Below are 20086 nucleotides of genomic sequence, written 5' to 3'. Positions count from 1 at the left end.
TCTCGATCCCGACGGCGTGACGCAGGTCTTGCGTGAGGTCAGAGTGAACCGCCACCGCCGATCAGCCACGGATTGAACGTGCACGTCAACTGCGGGTGCCCGACGGGATCGAGCGCACGCAGCGCGATGGAGAGCGCTCGGGGCGAATACATCAGCGTCAGGTGGTCGGAGATATCGGCATCGCATCCGTCCTGCAGGACGATGTTGTCGACCGTCGATCCGGGGCCCGCCTTCAGGAAGGTCGAGTCGAACGGGGTGGTGACCTCGTCGTACCTGGTACCGACGACGGTGTAATCGATACCGGGCACGGTATCGCCGGCCGCGTTCAAGCGGTTCGTGAAATCCGAACCGACGGTCTGCTGAATTCCCGCGTGCCCGACGAACAATTCGACGAAGCCGAGGACGTCGATGCCGAAGTTGTTGATGGCACGGCCGAGCGCGCCGATGCCGTCGAGAGTCGTGCCGTGATGTGTCGCGCCGAAGGTGACCAGTTTGCGAACCTTGTCCGCGCCGCCTTCGTACTTCGTGTACCAATTCGCCATCGAGCCGCCCTGGGAATGGGCGACGATGTCGACCTCGGAGGCACCGGTCGCGGCGCGCACCCGGTCCACGAAGACAGCGAGTTGTTTCGCCGCGTCCTGGATGTAGCCGGTGCCCATCACTCCGGGAATGAGCGCGCCGACTCCGCCACCCTGTATCAGCGACGACCTTCCGTAGTTGAAGGTGAACACACAGAAGCCCGCGTCCTTCATCGGCTGCCCCATGTAGGCGAAACCGTTGTAGGCGTTCATCCAGGTACCGTGCAGCGCGACGACCGGTCGACGGTCGGGATCGGTGGTCTTGCAGTTCCAGTCGTTGGTGCCGGGCGGCGCGACATCGGGATGACTCGTACCGTAGGCGAAGGCCGACAGCCAGGCTGTCTGCGGTGGGCCGTAACCGACTGTGTCACTGGCATATCCACCGGACAGGCCGGAGCTGCTCCCGGAACCGCCGTAGCAGTCTCCCGAGCCGTTTCCCGAACCCGCCCCGCTACCGGAGTTGCACGCGGACCCCGAACCCGCCACCGGCGCCGCCTTGCGGCCCGCGGCGATGTAGTCGGCCAGATTCTGTTCGGTGGGCGCGGGCTGCGGCTCGGCTCGCACCGAGGCGGCGGTGAAGTTCATGGCGAGGACGCAGACGCCCATCATGACAGCGGCACTGGTCCGAACTGTCGAACCACGACGGCGGATACGTCGTTTCATTCGATTGCCTTCCTGGAGAACATCGGTGTTCCGGGCCCGGTGGGCCACGACTTCGGTCGAAGGGACCGAAACTGCACCGAACGCTAGGTCCGCACCACCGCGTTCTCCCAGACAACGAACCGCCGTCTGGACAGCTCATCAACGACACCGACACGCGCTAGGTACGGCGCACAAGTCACCCATCGGCACCGGGTCGGCACACCGAGCGCACTGTTCTACCAAAACCGCTGCCGCCGAACGGTGAGTTGTCCTCACGTTCGATCGATCCTGTTCACCTGCCGCCGTATCGGGAACAGCATGGGCAGACAGATTTTCACCGCGGTAGCCATGCCACGGCCGATCGACGGGAGTCGCGATGTCGGAGACCATCCCCGGCCTGCGCCGGACGCATGCCCTCCGCTCGGCGCGCGCCGCCGAGGTGGTGCCGTCGCCGGTCGTGTACCGCCACCTCACCACCGGGCCGCATCCGATACACGGTGATCCGATCCGCGAATTCTCGCGCGCGGTGCGACATGTGCCGACGACACGGCGCAGCGGACTTCCCGACGGGTACGACTCACCCACCCTCGTCGCCCCGCCCTCGTATACCGCGACCGTACTCACTCCGGTACTGCGCGATATCCTCGCCGAATTCGTTCCCGACGGTGCGGCGGATCGCATCCTGCACGTCGATCAGGTGATCGAGTTCCGGCGACCGGTCGTCGAAGGCGATCGGCTGACGTGCCGCACCGCCGTCGAGGCGTTCCGGCATTTCGCCGACTACCACGTGCTGTCGATCAAATCCGTCCTCGTCGATCGGCAGGGTGCGGTCAAGCAGACCGCGACCACCTCGCTGCTGACGCGGATGGGCGGCGCGAGCGGGCACCCATCCGAGCGCAGGGTCGTCCGTGGCCACGTCTGCGCGGCGCGGACGCACGAATCGGCGGCGAAGCCCAGGCCGATCACGCTCGACGGACTCACCGTGGGATCCGAACTGCCGCGCTGGGATGTCGAATTGACCCGCGACGACCTCACCCGGTACGCACGGCTCACCGGGGCCACCGACGCCACTCCGAGCACGATCGAACTCGCCCTGGTCTCCACCTATCTCGGCAACGCCGTCGGCGGCGACACCGGAATCACCCGGCTGCGTACCCAGGCCGCGCGCCACACCCACTATCTCGGCCTGCCCGCCCCGGACTCGACGACACTGCGATTCCACGGCCACGTCACCGCCGTCGACGTCAAACACCGGCGCGCGTCGGTCGCCGTCACCGTGCGCGCCGATGATCGCGGGCTGTTCAGCTACGCCGCCGCCGATCTCCGCCTCCCGGATTAGCCCGCGCGAGAGACCGGTTCGGATGCGGCGAGACCGACCAGGCGCGCCAGGCGCCGATGTGATTCCAGCCGGGCGCGACGATCGTATGTGCTGGTGTGTACCAGGATTTCGTCGGCGCCGGTCCGAGAGATCAACTCCTCCACGGCATCCGCCACCTGTTCCTCGGTGCCGTGGATGTGATCGCGCAGCGCGTCGTCGTAGAGGCGGCGTTCGCGTTCGGTGAACTCCAGTCGCTCGATCTCCTCCGGCGCCATCAGCGCGGGGAACTCACCGCGTGTGCGCGAGTAGACATACGACCACGCTTCGGGCAGCAGCAGCCGGTGGGCTTCCTCGACAGTGTCGGCGATGACCACGGCGGCCGAGATCACGACGTACGGCTCCGCGCCCCAAGAACTTTCACGAAAGTCGCGACGGTACCCCTCGATCGCCGCCGCCATCGCCGCGGTCCCCGCGACGGGAGCGATCACCAGGGGCAGACCGAAGCGGGCGGCACGCTGCGCACCGGAACCGGTGGCGAGCAGAAAAGTCGGCACCCGCAGACCTTCGGCGGGCCAGGCGTGCACACCCGCCCGTCCGCGCGTGAAATATTCGAGCACCTCGGCCAAGCGTGCGTCGAAATCGTCGGCGTCGGCCTTTCCGTGACCGAGCGCGCGACGCACGCCGTCGGTGAAGCCGACCGAGCGGCCCAGACCCATATCGATCCGGCCCGGAAACAGCGATTCCAGCACTCCGAACTGCTCCGCGACCACCAGCGGTTGATGGTTCGGCAGCATCACGCCGCCGGTGCCCACCCGGATTCGCGAGGTCGCGGCCGCGACGGCCGCCGCGAGCACGGTGGGCGCCGATCCCGCGACGCCGGGCACACCGTGATGTTCCGAGACCCAGAATCGGTGGTATCCCCATTCCTGCGCGAGTCGGGCGAATTCGACCGTCTCGCGCAGCGCCTCGGGATGGCTCTGGCCGCCGCGCACCCGGGAACGGTCCAGTATCGAGAAGCGGACATCCCGCGGTGCCGAGGTCATACCTGTGTCAACGCGGTGCGTCCCGGCTGATTCCGCCGCGACGGGTCACTGTGCTCCCGGTAACCCCAATGCCGTCGAGAGCACCTTCCACGCGCGCGGCAGCTGCGCCTGGAAATCGACCCAGGTGTGCATTCCCGCGTCGGAGTAGTCGACGGTCGCGGGAATACGCAATTCGCCGAGTCGCGCGACGAGCCGCTCGGTACACGCCCGCGCACCCGCCTCGAGCGCGACGCCACCACCAGCGACGGTCAGCGCGTCGACGATATCGGGCGACTGGGCCACCGCGACGAGGTCGGCGTGGGTCGGCGCACCGGAGGCCGCGGACAGGTACACCGCGGTCCCGCGCAACCGCTCGGCGTTGAGCACGGTGTCGTGGGCCACCCATTCCGGGGAATTGGCCGGACCCCACAGGTTGTCCGCGTTCCCGCCGCGTGACGCCACGGTGATACTGGTGACGGCGTGGCCGAGCGGGTCCGCCGTCGAATAACAGCCGCTCATCCCCGCGACCGCGCGGTACTGTCCCGGATGGCGCTGCGCCAGCATCATGGCGGCCTGGGCGCCCATCGATACGCCCGCGATCGCGCGATCCCCGTCGGATCGCAGCAGCGATTCCACGATGGGCGGCAATTCGGTGGTCAGGAAGGTCTCCCAGCGATTGAGCCCGAGCGCGGCGTCGTGGCGCTCCCAGTCGCTGTACATACTGCCGGTGCCGCCGCTGGTCAGCACCACGTCGACCGGTTTGTCCGCGAAGAATTCGGCGGCGCCCCCCTTGGTGAGCCACCCGGAGACGGGATCGCCGTCCACGCCGTCGAGCAGGTAGAGGGTCGGTCGCGGCTGATCACCCGCACCGCGCAGGACGTCGACGTCGATCACACGACGCATGGCCGCGGACGCGATATGCAGACGCTCGTGCCTGCCGCCCATGTTCTCGCTGCTCAGCAGCCCGGTGCGGGTCATCTTCGGGTCGACCGGCGGCGGAGGCGTGACCGAGGGGACCGGATTGGTCGGTTCGGCATCGCTGACCTGCGCGCCGACGAAGGCGACCGAGGCCGCGACGGCGGCGGCCATGACGGCGGCGGTGGTGATCGGTACTCGTGTGCTCATGAGACGCGGGCGGTCCGATTCGCGCGGCGGGAACCCGCGATATCCCGGCGGCAGGAGGGCGCGGCGCCCTCGTCGAGCAGTGTGATCACGAAGGCAGTGTGCGCTACCGGCCGACGTTGTGCCACCCGGGCGACGCGTGCTGTTCCCCGGTGCCGAACCGCGCCGGTCCCGGCGGTGGGATTCTCGCGGTCGCGGCGCGGAACATCGTGCGGCGTAAGGACTTCGGGACAGGAAACGTCCGTGCCGCGCCATGTGTCGGATTTCCGCACGCACGGCACGTCGACGCTGGTCGACGGGGTACTCACTCGCAACTCCTTCTGCCTGACGTGGAGTCCGGGCACACTGTGAGACTAGGTCGGCCGAGGCCGTCTCGAAAGACGATTACCCAGCTGCTGGTCGGTATCACAATCGCGGAGTTCGGAGGGGTCGACCGGTCACAACCGGCCGGTTCAGCGGTCGCCGATCTCCACGGCGTCGGCGTCGACCACGGCGTCGGCGGATTCGACCGGATACAGTCCTGGCGGTCTTCGGTCCTTTCTGACCCGATCGAGCAACTCGTGCGCGCGGGCGGCCAGTTCGGGGATGCGCTCGGTGCGGCCCGCGACGACCGCTGCGGTCAGCGGCACCTCGGCCACCGAGCTGACCAACTCCAGTACTTCGGCCGTCATCGCGAGCGGGGTCAGCGCGCTCGCGGTCTCGCTCGGCACCAGCACGGTCCCCCCGTCGGTGGACAGCAGTGCCAGCGCGCGGGAGCCGAACGGGTCCGCGAGGGCCGACTGGACCCTGCGCAATTTCCTGCGGGCGGCCGCGTGACCGCTGCCGGGCCGCTTCTCGTCCGGATGCCGGGGTATCGATACCGCGACCACCTGGTAGGCCGGGGCAATCGTGATACCGGTCTGTCTGGCCAGCTGGGCGACGCCGTGCCCGCCGAGCAGAGCCGAGACCAGGGTCTGGGCCGCGGTCTGGTGCTCCTTGGCGACGAGCCGGTGCTCCTCGACATAGGCCGCCGACGCGGCCACCGTCACCATTTCCAGCGCCTGCACGATGAGCCGGGTGCCCGCGACCACCTGTTCCGCGTCACCGTCGGCCGCCGCGGCGGCCAGGAATTCGAGGCCGGAGCGAATGCCGTCGTGATAGGCGCCGAGTACCGATTCGAGCGCGATACCCTCGCGCGCCCATCGCACGGCGGATCCGGCTATCTCGTCCGGTTGCCTGACCGGGGTCGACCGTGGACCGAGCGTCCGTACCGCCGCGGCCAGACAGTTGCGCGTGACTCTTGTCAGGTCACCCGTCGGATCACCGTGCGCGGCGCCACGTGGACGAGATGCCAGATGTTCGACGAGTCTGCTCTCCAAGGTCTTGATTCCGGACCCGGTCTTCATACCCACCATGACTACCGAAGACTAGCCACCATCGCCACGAATTACACTCCGCACAGCCCGAACTTGGTATCTCATCAGGCTTTACACCCGACCTTGGGCGAAATCACAAGCAGATCACGACGTTTCGCCCGATCGCGTTCGCAACTGTCTCAGGTAATCGTCCGATACCGGAATATGCAATAGTTTTCGGGAATTCACGAGCAACTCGACAGCCACCTCGGCGCGGTACGTTCACGACCTCGCGACATTTCTCCAGCGCGTCCGAGACGGCGGGTGCGCGGCGCCGGCCGCGCAGATTCCGGCGCCGCGCAGCAGCAACGGTAGAACTCGGGACCGGCGTCGGCGGCATGCTCTGTAACAGTCACCAGCGGGAGGCCGATCTATCGGGATCGAGCACAAGGACCATCCGGAACGGCGCGGGCACGCGCCGCTACCCTGAAGTGAGTGGAGCGCACACCGCCGTGAGCTGTCGCATCAGTTTCCCTGTACAGCTGTGCTGTGCGTGTCATCACGACTAGCATCGAGCGCCGCACCCGAAAACGGCTTCACGCCGGCGGACGGGCAGCAACACCGAGTTCGAAGGACAACGCAGAACACATGAGCGGTACGCGAGAAAAGCTGGAGGAACTCCGGGACATCCTGGAGCTCGCCGAGGAACCCGCTGGCGAGACCGGCATCGCGAAACGCAAGAGCAAGGGCATACCCAGCGCTCGGGAGCGCGTTCGCGCGCTGTTGGATCCCGGGTCGTTCGTGGAAATGGGCGCACTCATGCGTATGCCCGGCACCACCGGCGCGATGTACGGCGACGGCGTCGTGACCGGCCGGGGATCGATCGACGGCAGGCCGGTGGTCGTGATCGCCCACGATCAGACGGTGCACGGCGGCTCGGTCGGCGAGATGTTCGGCCGCAAGGTCGCCGCCGCGATGGAATTCGCCCAAGAGAACGCCTGCCCGGTGGTGGCGATCAACGATTCGGGCGGCGCCCGCATCCAGGATGCGGTGGCTTCGCTGGCCTGGTACGCGCTGATGTGCGTGCGCCAGGGCGATCTGTCGGGTTTCGTGCCGATGGTCGCGGTCATGCTCGGCAAATGCGCCGCGGGCTCGGTGTACGGCCCGGTCAACATGGACGTGCTGGTCGCGACCGAGAAGTCCTACATGTTCGTCACCGGCCCCGAGGTCATCAAGGCGGTCACCGGCCACGCCGTCACCGCCGAGGAACTCGGCGGCGCCGCCGTACAGGCCGAGATCGGCACCATCCATCATGTCGCGCCCGACGAGCAGGCGGCCTTCGACTGGGTTCGGTCGTACTTGAGCTACCTGCCGTCGAGTTGCCTCGAACAGCCGCCCGTCGTCAACCCGGGGCTGGAGCCGGAGCTGACCGCGCACGATCTGGAACTCGACTCGATCATTCCCGACGCCGACAAGGTCGGCTACGACATGCACGAGATCCTGCTGCGGATCTTCGACGACGGGGCGTTCCACGAGATCGCCGCGGCGACCGCGCAGAACCTGATCACCGGTTTCGCTCGCGTCGACGGGCGCAGTGTCGGCGTCGTCGCCAACCAGCCGCAGGTGCTCGGCGGCGCGCTCGACGCGCAGTGCTCGGACAAGGCGACCCATTTCATCCGGCTCTGCAACGCCTACGGCCTGCCGATCATCTTCGTCGTCGACACCCCGGGCGTCCTGCCCGGTGTCGAGGAGGAGAAGGCGGGGGTCATCAAGCGCGGTGGACGTTTCTTCCGGGCCGTCATCGAGGCGACCGTGCCCATCGTGACCATCGTGACCCGAAAGGCCTACGGCGGCGGCTACGCGGTCATGGGCTGCAAGCAGCTCGGCGCCGACATCAGCCTGGCCTGGCCGACGGCCCGCATCGCGGTCATGGGCGCCGAGAGCATGGTGGGCATCATCGGGCGCAAGCAACTGGAGGCCGCCCCCGCCGAGCAGCGGCCCGCGGTACGTCAGCAGATGATCGACTTCTACAACGCCACCATGGCCACCCCGTGGATCGCCGCCGAACGTGGCTACATCGACGCGGTGATCGAGCCGTCCCAGACCCGGCTCGAGATCCGTAAGGCACTGCGGTTGCTGCGTGACAAGGACTCGGTGCGCAAGCACAATCCGCGCAAGCACAGCCTCTTCCCCGTCTGACCGTCGACCGGCCGGTCGCGCGCGATCAGTTCGCGCCGCGACCGCCCCAGTTGATTCCGACGGTCTCCCATTCGGTTTCCCAGAGCCGGACCCGTCGTCGATCCAGACCGCGACGCACCAGCAGATAGGCCGCGGCGCAGGCGAATACCGTCGTCGCGACGACGGCGCCACAGGTGAGCACCGCGCGGCTCAACGGTCGCGTCGGCGACGGCGGCTGCACCGGTCGGCCGGTATCGTTCAACCAGATCGGTACCACGGCACCGACTTTCACCATGACGTCGCTGTGGTGGTCACCGGTGTGTTCGGTCCCGTCGGGATCGCGCCACGACACCCGCACCGGGGTGATCGGCGCGTACAGCGGCGCCTTGCCGACCTCGGTGACCGTCGCGTCGACCCGATGCAGCCGAGCGGTCTCCTGGTGCACCGCGCGGATGTCCGTGTCGTAGATCGGCCTCCCGATGAGCAGTACCGCCAGCGGCACGACCGCGACGGCCGCCACCGTGAGCAACAGGGCGACGACCGCTTGCCATCGGTCCTCGCGCCTGCGCATCGGATTGCGGTCCAGGCCGACGCGGCGGCAGGTCCGGCGGACGATATCGACAGACCCGATCGTCATGACCGCGACTCCTCGAATCGGATTTCGGTGACCAGCGCGTCGAGGGTCGCGAAGAATCGGTCGACGAGCCGGGGCAGCGCCGCGGGATCTTCGCCGTCCGCCCATGCCCTCGACGCGGCGAGCAGCATGCCCGATCCCGCGGCGACCGCGGCGGCAGGACGCAGATCCGATACCGCGTCGACACCGAGACGTGCGGCGATGATGCGCACCGACTCCTGCCCGCCCTCTGCCCTGATCCGTTGATAGCCCGCGAACAGCGCGGGTTCGGACTCGATCCGCCGGAACAGCTCCCACCGACGGATCAACCGTGAGGCGTTGGCTCCGCCGTACTCCGCGGTCAGCCAATCGTCGACCGCGCCGCGGAAGGCGACCAGGGGCGATTCGGCGGACGGACGACGCGACAACGCGGCGTTGAGCCGGTGCACGTCCTGGTCGACATCGCCGAGGACGGCTTCCTCGATGGAACAGAAATGCCTGCTGAAGGTCCGCCGGGTCACGCCGGCGCGTTCGGCGATCTCCTCGACACCGAGCGCACCGAAGCCGCGTTCGGCCAGCAGGTCGAACGCCGCGCGCGACATGGCCTCGCGGCTGCGGCGGGTCCGCAGCCTGCGACCGTCCAGATCGACGTCACCCATGGTCGACGTCATCGTCGGTACCCATGCCACCATCCTACAACTATTGTCCCAATGAGACATTTGATTCGCGGTGCGGTCACCGACGACGATCACGCCGGCTCCGCGCTCCGGCCCCGCCGGCACCCTCATACAGGACGGATAGCCGCACGACATCGTGGTGAAACGGACGGATCCGCCGCGAGGTTTGTGAGTTGTCACGAATTGTCGCGGAAATGCGGGCGACGACCCCCGAGGAAAGTTCGATGTAAATCCCGGCGCGGAACGACCGGAGAAAGCGAATAGTGTCCGAGCACAGTTCGATTCGAGTCGCGTCGTGACCGCCGACAAGCCTTCCACCAGCCCCGATCATGGCTGCTTGACCGCAGTTGAATCCAGGGTTACAAATGAATTCTCCGCCGACCCGAGCTGTTCGAACCGGCCGACGAGAATTGCACGCCAGTGGTTACCGATGTCATCGACGTGGTCGCGGAGTTCGCGATCGATCGCACCGCAGTATGGGATCTGTTGCTGGAGCCGCAGACCTATCCCAGGATTTTCCCCGGCATCGGAGCGTGCGAACCGCTGGAGAGCGTCGACGGACACACGATGCTGCGCTTCCGGGTCGGCACCGCCGAACTCGGCATCCGCACGCACACCGTGCGGGTCGTGATCGGCCGCATCCGCGACGGGTTCGAACTGCAATGCCCCGCCGAGGGCAGTTTCGCCTCCGTGCGACTGCTCGGGGATGACCGGCGCACCCGCGTGATCATCACCTTCTTCGCGCCGACCCGCATGCATCCGGCGCTGGCCGACATGTCCAACGCCGTCGTCGCCGACTGGACCCACAACGGCTTGCAGCGGATCGAGGATCTGGTGCTCGGCGCGAACACCTCCGTCGTGGTCAACGGCGAGGATTCGCCGGTGCGCAGGCGTGCCGAGGTCGCCAAGCAGATCGTGTCGAGCGGGGTGATGCGCGCCTACCGGATCGATCGCGGCATCAAACAGCTGCGGCGACTGTCGGAGTGGGGTTTCAATCTCGCGGGCGGCTATGCGGCCGCGGCGGCCTACTCCCCCGCGCGTGCCGCGGTGGTCGACGGACATGTCAGCAGGACTTTCGACGAGATGCACCGTCGCACGAACGCGCTCGCCGCCGCCATGCACGCGAACGGGCTCGCCGCGGGCGACGCGATCGGCCTGCTGGCCAGGAATCACGGCGGCATGGTCGAGGTGATGGTCGCGGCGGGCAAACTCGGCGTCGATGTCGCCCTGCTCAACACCGGTCTGCCCACCCGCCGCATCGAGGAAGTCGTTCAACGCGACAAACTGTCCGCGCTGTTCGTCGACGCCGAATTCGACCACCTCGTGCAATACCTGCATTCCGATATCGCGCGCTACGCCAGCGATATCAGGGCCCCCGGCGCCGGCCACATCACCGTGGACGACCTGATCGAACAGCGACACGAGACCTTCCCCCGGCCGACGCACCCCGGCAAGTTGATCGTGCTGACCTCGGGTACATCGGGCACCCCGAAGGGCGCGCGCAGGCCGCATCCCAAAGGATTCGCCACGGTGGCCGCCCTGTTGTCGCGCATACCGATGCGCATCGACGACACCATGCTCATCCCGGCCCCGCTGTTCCACACCTGGGGTCTGGCCGCGTTGCAACTGAGTACCGCGTTGCGCGCCACGGTGGTCCTGCCCGCCCAGTTCGATGCCGAGGACTGCCTGCGGCTCATCGCCGAACATCGGGTCACCACCTTCATCGCGGTGCCGATCATGGTGCACCGCATTCTCGAACTGCCGGTGCACATCCGAGAGCGCTACGACACGTCGAGTCTGCGGGTGGTCGCCAGTTGCGGTGCGCCGCTGGCGGCGAACACGGTGCTGCGTTTCATGGACGGCTTCGGCGACATCCTCTACAACGTCTACGGCTCCACCGAGGTGTCGTGGGCTACCGTCGCGGACCCGTCCGATCTGCGCACCGCCCCGACCACGGCGGGCAGACCGCCGCTCGGCACCAGGGTCGCGGTACTCGGCCCCGATCTGAAGCCGCTCCCGGTCGGCGCGACCGGACATATCTTCGTGAGCAACCACATGCTCTTCGACGGCTACGTCAACTCGGCGCCGCCGAACGAGGCGGACGGCATGATCGACACCGGCGACCTCGGCTACCTCGACGCCACGGGTCGGCTCTACATCGACGGCCGCGACGACGAGATGATCATCTCCGGCGGCGAGAACGTCTTTCCGCGACCGGTGGAGGAAGCGCTCGCCTACCTGCCCCAGGTGAGCGAAGTCGCGGTGGTCGGCGTTCCCGACCAGGAGTACGGCCAACGCCTGGCCGCGTTCGTCGTCAAACACGAGGGTTCGGGCCTGGATTCGGATATGGTCCGCAGTTACATCCGGCATCGGTTGAGCCGATTCTCCGTGCCGCGCGATGTCACATTCCTCAGTTCGCTGCCGCGCGGGGAGACCGGCAAGATCCTCAAGCGGTTGCTCATCGGTCCCGGCGCCACCGACCCACCGGTCATCGGCACGGTCGCGCCCGGCACACCCTGAGCGACGGGACCGACGCGCGCATGCCACGGCACCCGGCATCCCTTGCGCTACTGTAGATTTCATGACGCTGCGGCGGCGTCGCTGTGAGTACGACGAAAGCGGTCCCGAACAGCGCCGATTCGACGGAACCGGCCTTAATCTCGAAGTATGTCAGCCCTCGAACAGCTCGAAACATGAACGCGCACAGTTCACCGGGCATCATCGTCCGGAGCAACGAGATACTCAATTTCTTCGGCAAATGCCCGGCGTGCGGATATCCCGCGCGAGCGAGCGACGCCAGGAGCGTACGGACCGACGGCCCGCTGCGCGCGACCGTGTCGGCCACCTGCGATCTGCCGTGCGGCTGGTCCGGGCAACTGCCGCTCACGATCATGACCTGATCGGCGTGCGGTTGCGTACCTCCTTAGCGCAGCAGGTATTTCGCGTCGCGCTGCTGATCGGCTGCGTCGCGCTCGCCGGTTGCGGCGCCGCCACCGCACCGACCGCCGCCTCCGGCGCCGGTCTGTCCTGGGATCCGTGCGCCGAGATCCCCGACGCGATGATCAGTCGGATCGGACTGGACCCGGCCTCCGAGCGCAGGGATATCGCCATCGCGCCGGGACCGAAGTGGGCGGGGTGCGGTTGGAGCGGCGCGAGTACGGCGCTGCGGATCTTCGCGGCCGACCGCGAGTCGGCGCGCGATGTCCGCGAGGCGCCCGGCGCGCACGACTTCGCCGACGTCACGGTGGCCGGACGCGCCGGGGTGCGCTATCGGCCGGATTACGCCGACGCCACCGTGGACTGCGGTCTGGCCTTCACTACGGCCGCGGGCGGTCAGATCCGGTTGCGGCTGGACGTGCGACCCGATCCGGTGACCGCCGCTCCGGCCTGCGATCTGTTGACGCGGACCGCCGAGGTACTGGTTCCCGTCCTGCCCTGATCGGGCCGGGATCAGCGCAGCAGGACTTCGGCGGTGGCACGCCCGAACAGTTTGCGCTGTTCACACGTCGCCGTCAGTGCGATGGTGGCCGAACGCCTGCCGACGTCGACCGCCTTCACCCTGCCGCCGAATTCGATGGTGCTGTGCCGGTTCGACTCGACGGGAACGAATCCGGCGAACCGCACCGCGTACCCGGTGACCGCGGCCGGGTCGCCGAGCCAGGAGGTGAGGTAACCCGCGCCGAGCCCCATGGTGAGCAGACCGTGCGAGATCACCGCGGGCAGTCCGGCCGCCTGGGCGACCTCGTCGCTGAAATGGATCGGGTTGGCATCACCGGAGACGCCGGCGTAGTTAACCAAGTCGCCACGGGTGAGTCGCACCCGCAACGGTGGCAACTCGGTGCCGACGGCGAGATCCTCGAACGTGGGCACACTGCGTGAGCGGCGACCGGGTGGCAGCGTGAACAGCCGATCCGTGTCGACCTGCTCGTGATACTCGAGCAGACCCGCCGCGCTCAGCGGATCGATATCGGCTCGCGCCTCGCGCCGGTCGCTCGACGATCCGCCGCTCAGGATCACCCCGTCGACGGCGCGGGCCAACTCGCCGGCCACGGTCGCCCCGGTCTGCGCGACCACGGTCGTGTGCGCGGATTGCACCGGTTCACCGTAGTGGTCGGTGAGAAGGTTCTCGACGACCATGAAATCCTTGTCGCCGAATCGCCGGAACGACTCGACGTGGGAATCGCAACGCAGCCGATCACCCGCGACGAGCGGTCGCCGCATCCGTATCCGCTGTTCGGTGTGGAGCACTTGGCCGAGGTCGTAGCCGGTGAGTACCGACTCGAACAACATGCGCTGCAAGGTGATCCAGAGGATCGCCGGAAACGTCAACGGCGCGATCAGGCCGTCGTAACCCAGCGCGGCGGCCGCGCCCTCGTCCCGGTGCGCCGGATGCTCGTCGCGGACCGCTCTGGCGAACTCACGGATCTTCTCCCGGCCCACCTCGTAGTGATCGACCATCCGGTAGCGACGTCCGACCAGGGCTGCGGCCTGCTCGGACGGGGTCATGGCGGGGGTGACGGTGGTAGAGACGCTCACGTGGGTAGATCGCGCGCCGACGCTCGAACGCAACGATCCACCCCGTATCGGCCGTTCCGATCAACACTCGTTCGGCGCGGGCACCCCTCGCAGACGCTCGTCCATCCAGAGGATCGCCTCGGGGAAACCCAGGCCGCCCGCGATGACGTGCTCCCCCAGCACACTGCGATAGACCGCGCTCACCCCGAGTGCGCACTGCTCTCGGAAGAGGTTGCGCGCGCCCTCGGCGGGGATCCACCACTCCTGCTCACCGTTGTAGATGTACAGCGGCACCGGTGATTTGATGCCCTCCATCCTGGTCTCCCGATAGATCTGCGCCGCGAATTCCGAATTCAGCGGATCGGGGAAATTCGCGGCGACGTCGATCGGCAACAACAGCAGGCCCGCGGCGCCGAAGACGTCGGCGCACAGATCCTTCACCGGGGAGGTCGCGATCCACTGCGCCAGATTGTTCATCCGGCCGAGGATCTCGGTACGCTCGCGGGCGATGCCGAGCACCGCGCCCATGAACACACCCGATGCCAGATTGGCGTTCATACTGCGCGACAGGATCTCGTAGTCGGCGGGCACCCCACCGACGACGGCTCCCACCACGACGTCGGCCAACTCCGGTGCGTAGTCGGGCATCACTTTCACCGCGCCGTGCGTGGCAATCGCGCCGCCGGAGTAGCCGATCAGTCCGAATCCGCTGTCCCCGAAGTCGTCCGGAAGCAGTCCGCGTACCGCGCGAATCGAATCGAGGATGGCGTGACCAGCGACGACGGGTTCGGCGTAGGCCATCCGCGGCCCTTCGTGGTCGGGAACCAGGACCGCGTATCCGCGCAGCAGGGCGAGTTGGATAGCGGGCGGAATGTAGTCCGTCACGCTGATATCGCTGTCCCAGCCGTGGGCCATCGTATATCCCGGCGTGCAGTCCCGGCCCAGTCCGTTGATGGGCAGATTGTTCACCAGCACCGGTCGACCCCCCGGCCCCGGCCACGCGCCCTGGGGCGTGACCAATGTCGCGGTGGCGAAAGAGGGCCTGCCGTAGACATCGGTCGTACGGAATTTCAACAGCAGTGCCCGATCGAACGGCATCAGAACGAGCGCGCCCGCGGTGGCGCCGACATCACGCACCTCGATCAACTGTCCCGGCGTGAAAGTGTCGAGATCGGCGGGCCATTCGTCGAAGATCGGATCGCGCACCGGGGACGGCAGCACCGCCGCCCGCAGGGCCGCCAGTTCGGGTTGGACACCCGCCACCTCCAGCTGTGGTGAATTCGGTGGCGCGGCCGCGACGACGGGCGGTGCGGGAATCACCGCATCGATCCACTGCTGTAGGCCCGGCAGGACCGAACCCGAGGTGTCGATCAGCGGCGGCAGACCTGAAAGATCGGGCAGCGCGGGCCATCCGGGAATCACGGGCGGCGGCGGCTCGGCGTGAGCTCGACCGGACACGGCCGGGACGGCGAGCAGCATCGTCAGGAACAGGACACGCAGAAATCTCATAGCACACGCCTCTGGGTGCGATTGCGGGTTCGCTGCGCCCGGCGTGTGCGGATTTCGACCTCGAAATGCCCCCTTGTCGTGCCGGTCGCAGAGCACTCAGGCTAACCCGACACGCCCGGGCGCAGGCCCGACCGTTCCCGAGTTGTGCGTGTCACGACGCCGAATCGCAACAAGGAGAACCGAATTCCCGCAATCTGTGTCCCCAACAGTTACTCGGCGGCGTACTCAACAGTTGGTCGGCGCCGCCTCCCCTCGGAATCTGGCGTCCAACCAGCTCAGCGCCGATGGGATGCCGATGACGGCGGCGGTGAGATGGTCCGGCACCGGAATCTGTTCGGACTGCACCCGCACCCCGGCGGCACACCAGCGCCGGTCGGTGTTCACCACCGAGTCGACCGGGATGAGGGCGTCGATCGGCGAATGCCATTCGAAGATCGGGGTTCTCGGCACCCCGTCGTAGAGTTCGAGACTGTTCTCCTCCACCACCGCGCGGGCGGTGCTGTTACCGATCATCGTGGTCGTCTTCGCGAAATCCAGTGCGCCGTGTCCGGCGCCGGCCGCGATGATGTCGTTGGTGCAACTGTTCGCGATGGCGTCACGCGCGGCCAGACCGCGTTCGTTGAGCTGCTCGCTGAGCGGAAACCGTTCGGGATATTCGCGTTCCAGTCCGAGGCCCGCGGCCAGCGCCAATCCGAAGACCGGATGCGCGCCGAGCCCGAGACCTTCCATCATCTTCACGAGGTTCATCGGCACGCCCCCCATCGCCGCGCCCGCGATCTCCAACTCCGGCGCGTAGCGCGGCGCCAGGGCCGCCGCCCATGCCGTCGCCATACCGCCCCCGGAATAACCCGCCATGGCGACCGGACTCTTCGCGACCTGGAGTTCGGCGACCTGCTTGACGGCTCTGATCCCGTCGAGGGTGATCTGGCCGCCGAGTCTGGCCGCGCCGTAGGCGAATTGGGGCCCGAGATGGTCGGGTAGCGCGACACTCCAACCGCGCGCGAGCAGGACGTTCCACCCGGGCGCCTCGCGGACGACCAGATTCGGATCACCGGTGTAGAGCACCCGCGACACCGAACATTCCGCGCCGAGGCCGTTGATGATGTGCTGGAACGACAGCAGCGGACCGTCGCCGCGGTGCGCGCGTGGTGTGAGCACCGTCGTGGTCGCGGCGATCGGCTTGCCCTCGGAATTCGTCGAACGGAACCGCACGACGGTCACGGTGGTATCGGGGAAGATCGACAGGGGCGGCATCGGGCGCACCGCGATCACGTCGCCGGGTTTGCGATCCGCGAGATCCGCGGGCACCGCGTAGAACGGATCCGGATCCGGCGCGGGATACAACGGCGTACCGTGCCCCGGGGCCGCCGAGACGATGACGAGCAGCACACCGAGCGCGAATACGCGCAGAGCTCGCAGACCGCCACCGCGGCGCACCTCACCGAATCGCACGACGTGTACCTCCCCATCGGCCGACGTCGTGGACAATCCTCGGTACCGGCACCACCCGAACGCCAGTGTTCGCCGCGTACGTGTTGACAATTCACAAGACGCCGCCGGTTCGATTGGGTGGATCGAAGAAGGGCCGCTGGTGAGTCTCCCAGCGCTCGCGGAGGCGCGCTGTGACTTATCAAGCGCTCCAACAGGAACATGTTCCTCACCATGGTGTCGACCTACCTTCGTAGACAGCGGGCGATATCACGCCTGGTCGGAAGGGAGACGGTGGCATGGACGGCACTGCGACAACCGAGGCGACGAACGGCATGGCGACGAACGGCGCGCGGGAAGTTCCGACCCAACGGGTGACCGTCTACTTCGACGGCACGACCCCCGAGGACGCCCTCGTCCTGGAATACGCGGCGACCCGGACCGAGGCGTGGGAGTTCACCACGGCGGCGGTCCACGCCGGCCTCACCGTCACCGTGGACGGCATGATCCGCCCCGATCTGCGGCGACTACCGTGCCGTTCGCTCTGGCGCTGAACGCGTCACAGCCGGTCGAACAACCCGCGCAGGAACGCGAGCACGTCGGGAAAGGCCTGGCGCGCCGCGCCCAGATGATCACCCGGATAGATACCGACCCGCAGGTCCGCACCGCCCGCCGTCAGTTCGGCGATCAATTTGGCTCCGAGCGGGGCGGGGACCTCGAGGTCGGTGAGCCCCTGCCCGACGAACAAAGGCGTCGTGTACCCGGTCGTCGGAATCTCCAGCATCGCCCGCACCGCCTCGAGCAGGGCAGGATCGCGAAGCGGCCGCGCGAGCATGTCGCCGATGGCGATATCGCGGACCAGCGCGTCCGCGTCGGCGACGCAGTTCTCCTCCACCACGCGCACCACCGCGGCACCGGTGGGTGTCAGATAACCATCGATATCCAATTCGGGCGCGGTCGCCCGTAACCCCGCGACGATCATGGCGAAATACGCGGTCGTATTGCGCAGCGGCAGTCGCGGTATCCACGGGCCGAACAGCGGAGCGAGCAATTCCAGATTCGATGGGGCCCCGGTGGCGGCCGCGCCGCGGAAATCGAGTTCGGAGGCATCGGACGCGGCGGAATGCGCGGTGAACAGGGCGGTCTGGCCGCCCTGGGATTGTCCGAGCACCGCCCAGCGGGTACTCAACTCGGGCGCGGTCGCGCGGGCGGCCCGCACCCCGTCGATGACACTGCGCGCCTGCGAAGGACCGTCCAGGTACGGATGCGTACCCGGCGTGCCGAGACCGACGTAGTCGGAGATCACGACGGCGTATCCCGCCGCCAGCAACGCCGGATAGACCGACTTCAGGTAGTAGTCGCGCGGGCGCAGCGTGAAAACGCAATGATCGGCGATGCCGACGGTGCCGTGCGCGTAGGCCACGATCGGCCATCCACCCGGTGGCGGCGTTCCTGTCGGCAGATAGACCGCGCCCGCGCTCAGCATGGGACCGCGCGGACCGCGCGACCGGTAGATCAGGCGGTGCGCGACACTCGCCTGCGGCACCGACGCCTCGTCCGGCAGCGGTCCCACCTCGACCACCGAACCCGGGTTGTCGGGTGGATCCGCCGACACCTGGCCGGACAGCGCGACCGTCACCGCCAGCGCCGCAGTGCCCGAAATTCTCCGAGTCCACCTCATCGATCGACTATCACCACCGCGAACCCGTTTCGGCAAGCCACCACATACTGTGGCGCGGCGTCGACGATCACGGGTATGCCGGGGAGTGGCTACGCTCGAGTAGGCACCGCCAGGATCGAGAGGATGGACGTGACACCGAGAGCCCGGGACCGAGCCGGAACCCCCCGAACCCGCTCCCCGCGGGCCATCGCCGTGATGACGGCCGCTCTGGCGATGTCGTCGGTCGTCGCCGGATGCGGCGCCGGGAATTCCTCCGATTCCGTCGCCGCACCGGAACCGACGACAACGACGGTCGTGGCGACCTCGTCGGCCGCCCCTCCCGTCGGCACCGATACCGTCGCGCTGCCGACATTCGACCCGTACGCCGACCTTCCCCTCGTCGATCACGTGGAATGGACCGAGAGCGTGGACGGTCCCCGTCTCCTGGTCTACCCGACCACCGCGGGCAGGCGCACCACGTCGGCGGGCAACGAGGAACGCGCATGGCAGGAAGTGCTCGCGCAATCACCAGATGCCGAAACCCCCGGCATGCGTGATCAATTCGTCTGCCACTGGGACTGGGCGAGGCTGGTCCAGCCGAACAAGCCGAGCTGGAATCTCGAACCGTGGCGACCCGCCGTCGGTTACCAGGGCACCGTTGCGGCGTCGTGCAATCCCGGCGGTCCCGAACGCTGAGCCCGACGGCGCGGTCGATCCCCGGACACCTCACGCACCGAAACCTACGACAGGAAGGATCGATCGATGCATATCGTCATCGCAGGCGGCCACGGAAAGATCGCACTGCTGCTGGCCGAGGCGGCCGCACGTCGCGGGGACACCGTGGACGGTCTCATCCGCGACCCACGCCACGCCGACGAGGTCCTCGCCACCGGAGCCAGGCCCGTCGTGGTAGATCTGGAATCGACCACTCCCCCCGAGCTCGCCGCGCTCGTGAAGGGTTCCGACGCAGTGGTTTTCGCGGCGGGAGCCGGTCCGGGCAGCGGTGTGGCGCGTAAGTACGGCGTCGACCGCGACGGCTCGATTCTGCTCGCGGACGCCGCGGCGGCGGCGGGTGTTCGCCGATTCGTGCAGATATCGTCCATGGGGGCGGGCGAGCCGCCCGCCGCGGGCACCGACGAGGTGTGGGCCGCCTATATCGACGCGAAAACGCAGGCCGAGGACGATCTCCGGCGCCGCGATCTCGACTGGACGATACTGCGGCCCGGCCGCCTGGTCGATACCCCCGGAACCGGACTGGTCCGGCTCGGCGTGCCACCGATCGGCCGTGGCGATGTACCGCGCGCCGATGTCGCCGCCACCCTCGCGGAATTACTGCACACCCCCGCGACCGCGGGCGCAACGCTCGAACTCGTCGGCGGCGACACCCCCGTCGCCGACGCGATCGCCGCGGTCGTTAGCTGAAAGATAGCCATAACCGTTGAGATGGCGGCGGATTGCCGATGCCCCGACATCGGTGACACGCCGCCACC

General features: G+C 67.8%; 18 protein-coding genes. 8 read left to right on the top strand and 10 right to left on the bottom strand.

Annotated features, from left to right (window positions below; genetic code table 11):
* Positions 1–38: 38 nt before the first annotated feature.
* Positions 39–1241 carry an esterase/lipase family protein gene (locus DAT37_RS09820; RefSeq protein WP_408637386.1) on the bottom strand — a complete coding sequence of 401 codons (1203 nt, stop codon included), beginning with the start codon at positions 1239–1241 and terminating at the stop codon, positions 39–41.
* Between the two features lie 355 nt (positions 1242–1596).
* Here DAT37_RS09820 and DAT37_RS09815 point away from each other — a divergent pair, with 355 nt between their 5' ends.
* Positions 1597–2559, top strand: coding sequence for an FAS1-like dehydratase domain-containing protein (locus tag DAT37_RS09815; RefSeq protein ID WP_109524367.1), 963 nt, complete (start codon positions 1597–1599; stop codon positions 2557–2559).
* Here the strand turns inward: DAT37_RS09815 and DAT37_RS09810 are convergent.
* The 3 genes from DAT37_RS09810 to DAT37_RS09795 form a co-directional block, all read right to left on the bottom strand.
* The gene (locus DAT37_RS09810) at positions 2556–3581 is read right to left on the bottom strand and encodes an LLM class flavin-dependent oxidoreductase (RefSeq protein ID WP_109524366.1); all 1026 of its coding nucleotides are present in this window, start codon (positions 3579–3581) and stop codon (positions 2556–2558) included. The genes DAT37_RS09815 and DAT37_RS09810 overlap by 4 nt on opposite strands.
* Positions 3582–3626: 45 nt before the next feature.
* A complete protein-coding gene (locus DAT37_RS09805) occupies positions 3627–4685 on the bottom strand; it encodes an alpha/beta hydrolase (protein ID WP_109524365.1) in 1059 nt (352 codons plus the stop codon).
* Positions 4686–5134: 449 nt separating this feature from the next.
* Positions 5135–6076, bottom strand: coding sequence for a transcriptional regulator (locus DAT37_RS09795; RefSeq protein ID WP_232839615.1), 942 nt, complete (start codon positions 6074–6076; stop codon positions 5135–5137).
* A 588-nt stretch (positions 6077–6664) separates the two neighbouring features.
* Between DAT37_RS09795 and DAT37_RS09790 the strand changes: the two genes are divergently transcribed.
* Positions 6665–8215 (top strand): acyl-CoA carboxylase subunit beta, encoded by a 1551-nt coding sequence (locus DAT37_RS09790; protein WP_109524363.1) that lies wholly within the window; start codon positions 6665–6667, stop codon positions 8213–8215.
* Between the two features lie 25 nt (positions 8216–8240).
* Here the strand turns inward: DAT37_RS09790 and DAT37_RS09785 are convergent, their stop codons facing one another.
* Positions 8241–8831, bottom strand: coding sequence for an Rv1733c family protein (locus DAT37_RS09785; protein ID WP_109524362.1), 591 nt, complete (start codon positions 8829–8831; stop codon positions 8241–8243).
* Positions 8828–9499, bottom strand: a complete 672-nt coding sequence (locus DAT37_RS09780; protein WP_198654163.1) for a TetR family transcriptional regulator — start codon at positions 9497–9499, stop codon at positions 8828–8830. The genes DAT37_RS09785 and DAT37_RS09780 overlap by 4 nt, the downstream gene beginning before the upstream one ends.
* A 405-nt stretch (positions 9500–9904) precedes the next feature.
* On the opposite strand from DAT37_RS09780, the gene DAT37_RS09775 reads away from it, so the two are divergent.
* From DAT37_RS09775 to DAT37_RS43965, 3 genes are all read left to right on the top strand, one after another.
* Positions 9905–12004 carry an AMP-binding protein gene (locus tag DAT37_RS09775; protein WP_109524360.1) on the top strand — a complete coding sequence of 700 codons (2100 nt, stop codon included), beginning with the start codon at positions 9905–9907 and terminating at the stop codon, positions 12002–12004.
* Between the two features lie 173 nt (positions 12005–12177).
* On the top strand, positions 12178–12384 hold the full coding sequence (locus tag DAT37_RS43970; RefSeq protein ID WP_157978372.1) for a hypothetical protein: 207 nt from the start codon (positions 12178–12180) through the stop codon (positions 12382–12384).
* 11 nt (positions 12385–12395) lie between these two features.
* A complete protein-coding gene (locus DAT37_RS43965) occupies positions 12396–12923 on the top strand; it encodes a DUF3558 domain-containing protein (RefSeq protein ID WP_157978371.1) in 528 nt (175 codons plus the stop codon).
* 11 nt (positions 12924–12934) lie between these two features.
* On the opposite strand, the gene DAT37_RS09765 is transcribed toward DAT37_RS43965, so the two are convergent.
* The 3 genes from DAT37_RS09765 to DAT37_RS09755 form a co-directional block, all read right to left on the bottom strand.
* Positions 12935–14020, bottom strand: a complete 1086-nt coding sequence (locus DAT37_RS09765) for a fused (3R)-hydroxyacyl-ACP dehydratase subunits HadA/HadB (protein ID WP_232839614.1) — start codon at positions 14018–14020, stop codon at positions 12935–12937.
* Positions 14021–14080: 60 nt separating this feature from the next.
* The gene (locus DAT37_RS09760; protein WP_109524358.1) at positions 14081–15508 is read right to left on the bottom strand and encodes a lipase family protein; all 1428 of its coding nucleotides are present in this window, start codon (positions 15506–15508) and stop codon (positions 14081–14083) included.
* 225 nt (positions 15509–15733) lie between these two features.
* On the bottom strand, positions 15734–16960 hold the full coding sequence (locus tag DAT37_RS09755; protein WP_408637385.1) for a lipase family protein: 1227 nt from the start codon (positions 16958–16960) through the stop codon (positions 15734–15736).
* A 275-nt stretch (positions 16961–17235) separates the two neighbouring features.
* Between DAT37_RS09755 and DAT37_RS09750 the strand changes: the two genes are divergently transcribed.
* Positions 17236–17490, top strand: a complete 255-nt coding sequence (locus DAT37_RS09750) for a hypothetical protein (protein ID WP_232839613.1) — start codon at positions 17236–17238, stop codon at positions 17488–17490.
* 5 nt (positions 17491–17495) lie between these two features.
* On the opposite strand, the gene DAT37_RS09745 is transcribed toward DAT37_RS09750, so the two are convergent.
* A complete protein-coding gene (locus DAT37_RS09745) occupies positions 17496–18617 on the bottom strand; it encodes a lipase family protein (protein ID WP_109524357.1) in 1122 nt (373 codons plus the stop codon).
* A 195-nt stretch (positions 18618–18812) separates the two neighbouring features.
* On the opposite strand from DAT37_RS09745, the gene DAT37_RS09740 reads away from it, so the two are divergent.
* Positions 18813–19292: a DUF2599 domain-containing protein gene (locus DAT37_RS09740; protein ID WP_109524356.1), complete on the top strand. Its 480-nt coding sequence runs from the start codon at positions 18813–18815 to the stop codon at positions 19290–19292.
* A 66-nt stretch (positions 19293–19358) separates the two neighbouring features.
* Complete coding sequence (locus DAT37_RS09735) at positions 19359–20018, top strand: SDR family oxidoreductase (protein ID WP_109524355.1); 660 nt, start codon at positions 19359–19361, stop codon at positions 20016–20018.
* The last annotated feature ends 68 nt before the right edge of the window (positions 20019–20086 follow it).

The sequence above is a fragment of the Nocardia aurea genome (assembly GCF_003123685.1).
Lineage (GTDB): Bacteria > Actinomycetota > Actinomycetes > Mycobacteriales > Mycobacteriaceae > Nocardia > Nocardia aurea.
This window is presented reverse-complemented; position numbering and strand designations above follow the sequence as displayed.

Coding starts and splice junctions, on each gene's coding strand:
- DAT37_RS09760 (WP_109524358.1), bottom strand. CDS start 15,508: ATGAGATTTCTGCGTGTCCTGTTCCTGACGATGCTGCTCGCCGTCCCG.
- DAT37_RS09815 (WP_109524367.1), top strand. CDS start 1,597: ATGTCGGAGACCATCCCCGGCCTGCGCCGGACGCATGCCCTCCGCTCG.
- DAT37_RS09735 (WP_109524355.1), top strand. CDS start 19,359: ATGCATATCGTCATCGCAGGCGGCCACGGAAAGATCGCACTGCTGCTG.
- DAT37_RS09740 (WP_109524356.1), top strand. CDS start 18,813: ATGACGGCCGCTCTGGCGATGTCGTCGGTCGTCGCCGGATGCGGCGCC.
- DAT37_RS09805 (WP_109524365.1), bottom strand. CDS start 4,685: ATGAGCACACGAGTACCGATCACCACCGCCGCCGTCATGGCCGCCGCC.
- DAT37_RS09780 (WP_198654163.1), bottom strand. CDS start 9,499: ATGGTGGCATGGGTACCGACGATGACGTCGACCATGGGTGACGTCGAT.
- DAT37_RS09820 (WP_408637386.1), bottom strand. CDS start 1,241: ATGAAACGACGTATCCGCCGTCGTGGTTCGACAGTTCGGACCAGTGCC.
- DAT37_RS09795 (WP_232839615.1), bottom strand. CDS start 6,076: ATGGTGGGTATGAAGACCGGGTCCGGAATCAAGACCTTGGAGAGCAGA.
- DAT37_RS09750 (WP_232839613.1), top strand. CDS start 17,236: ATGGACGGCACTGCGACAACCGAGGCGACGAACGGCATGGCGACGAAC.
- DAT37_RS09810 (WP_109524366.1), bottom strand. CDS start 3,581: ATGACCTCGGCACCGCGGGATGTCCGCTTCTCGATACTGGACCGTTCC.
- DAT37_RS43970 (WP_157978372.1), top strand. CDS start 12,178: ATGAACGCGCACAGTTCACCGGGCATCATCGTCCGGAGCAACGAGATA.
- DAT37_RS09790 (WP_109524363.1), top strand. CDS start 6,665: ATGAGCGGTACGCGAGAAAAGCTGGAGGAACTCCGGGACATCCTGGAG.
- DAT37_RS09785 (WP_109524362.1), bottom strand. CDS start 8,831: ATGACGATCGGGTCTGTCGATATCGTCCGCCGGACCTGCCGCCGCGTC.
- DAT37_RS09745 (WP_109524357.1), bottom strand. CDS start 18,617: ATGAGGTGGACTCGGAGAATTTCGGGCACTGCGGCGCTGGCGGTGACG.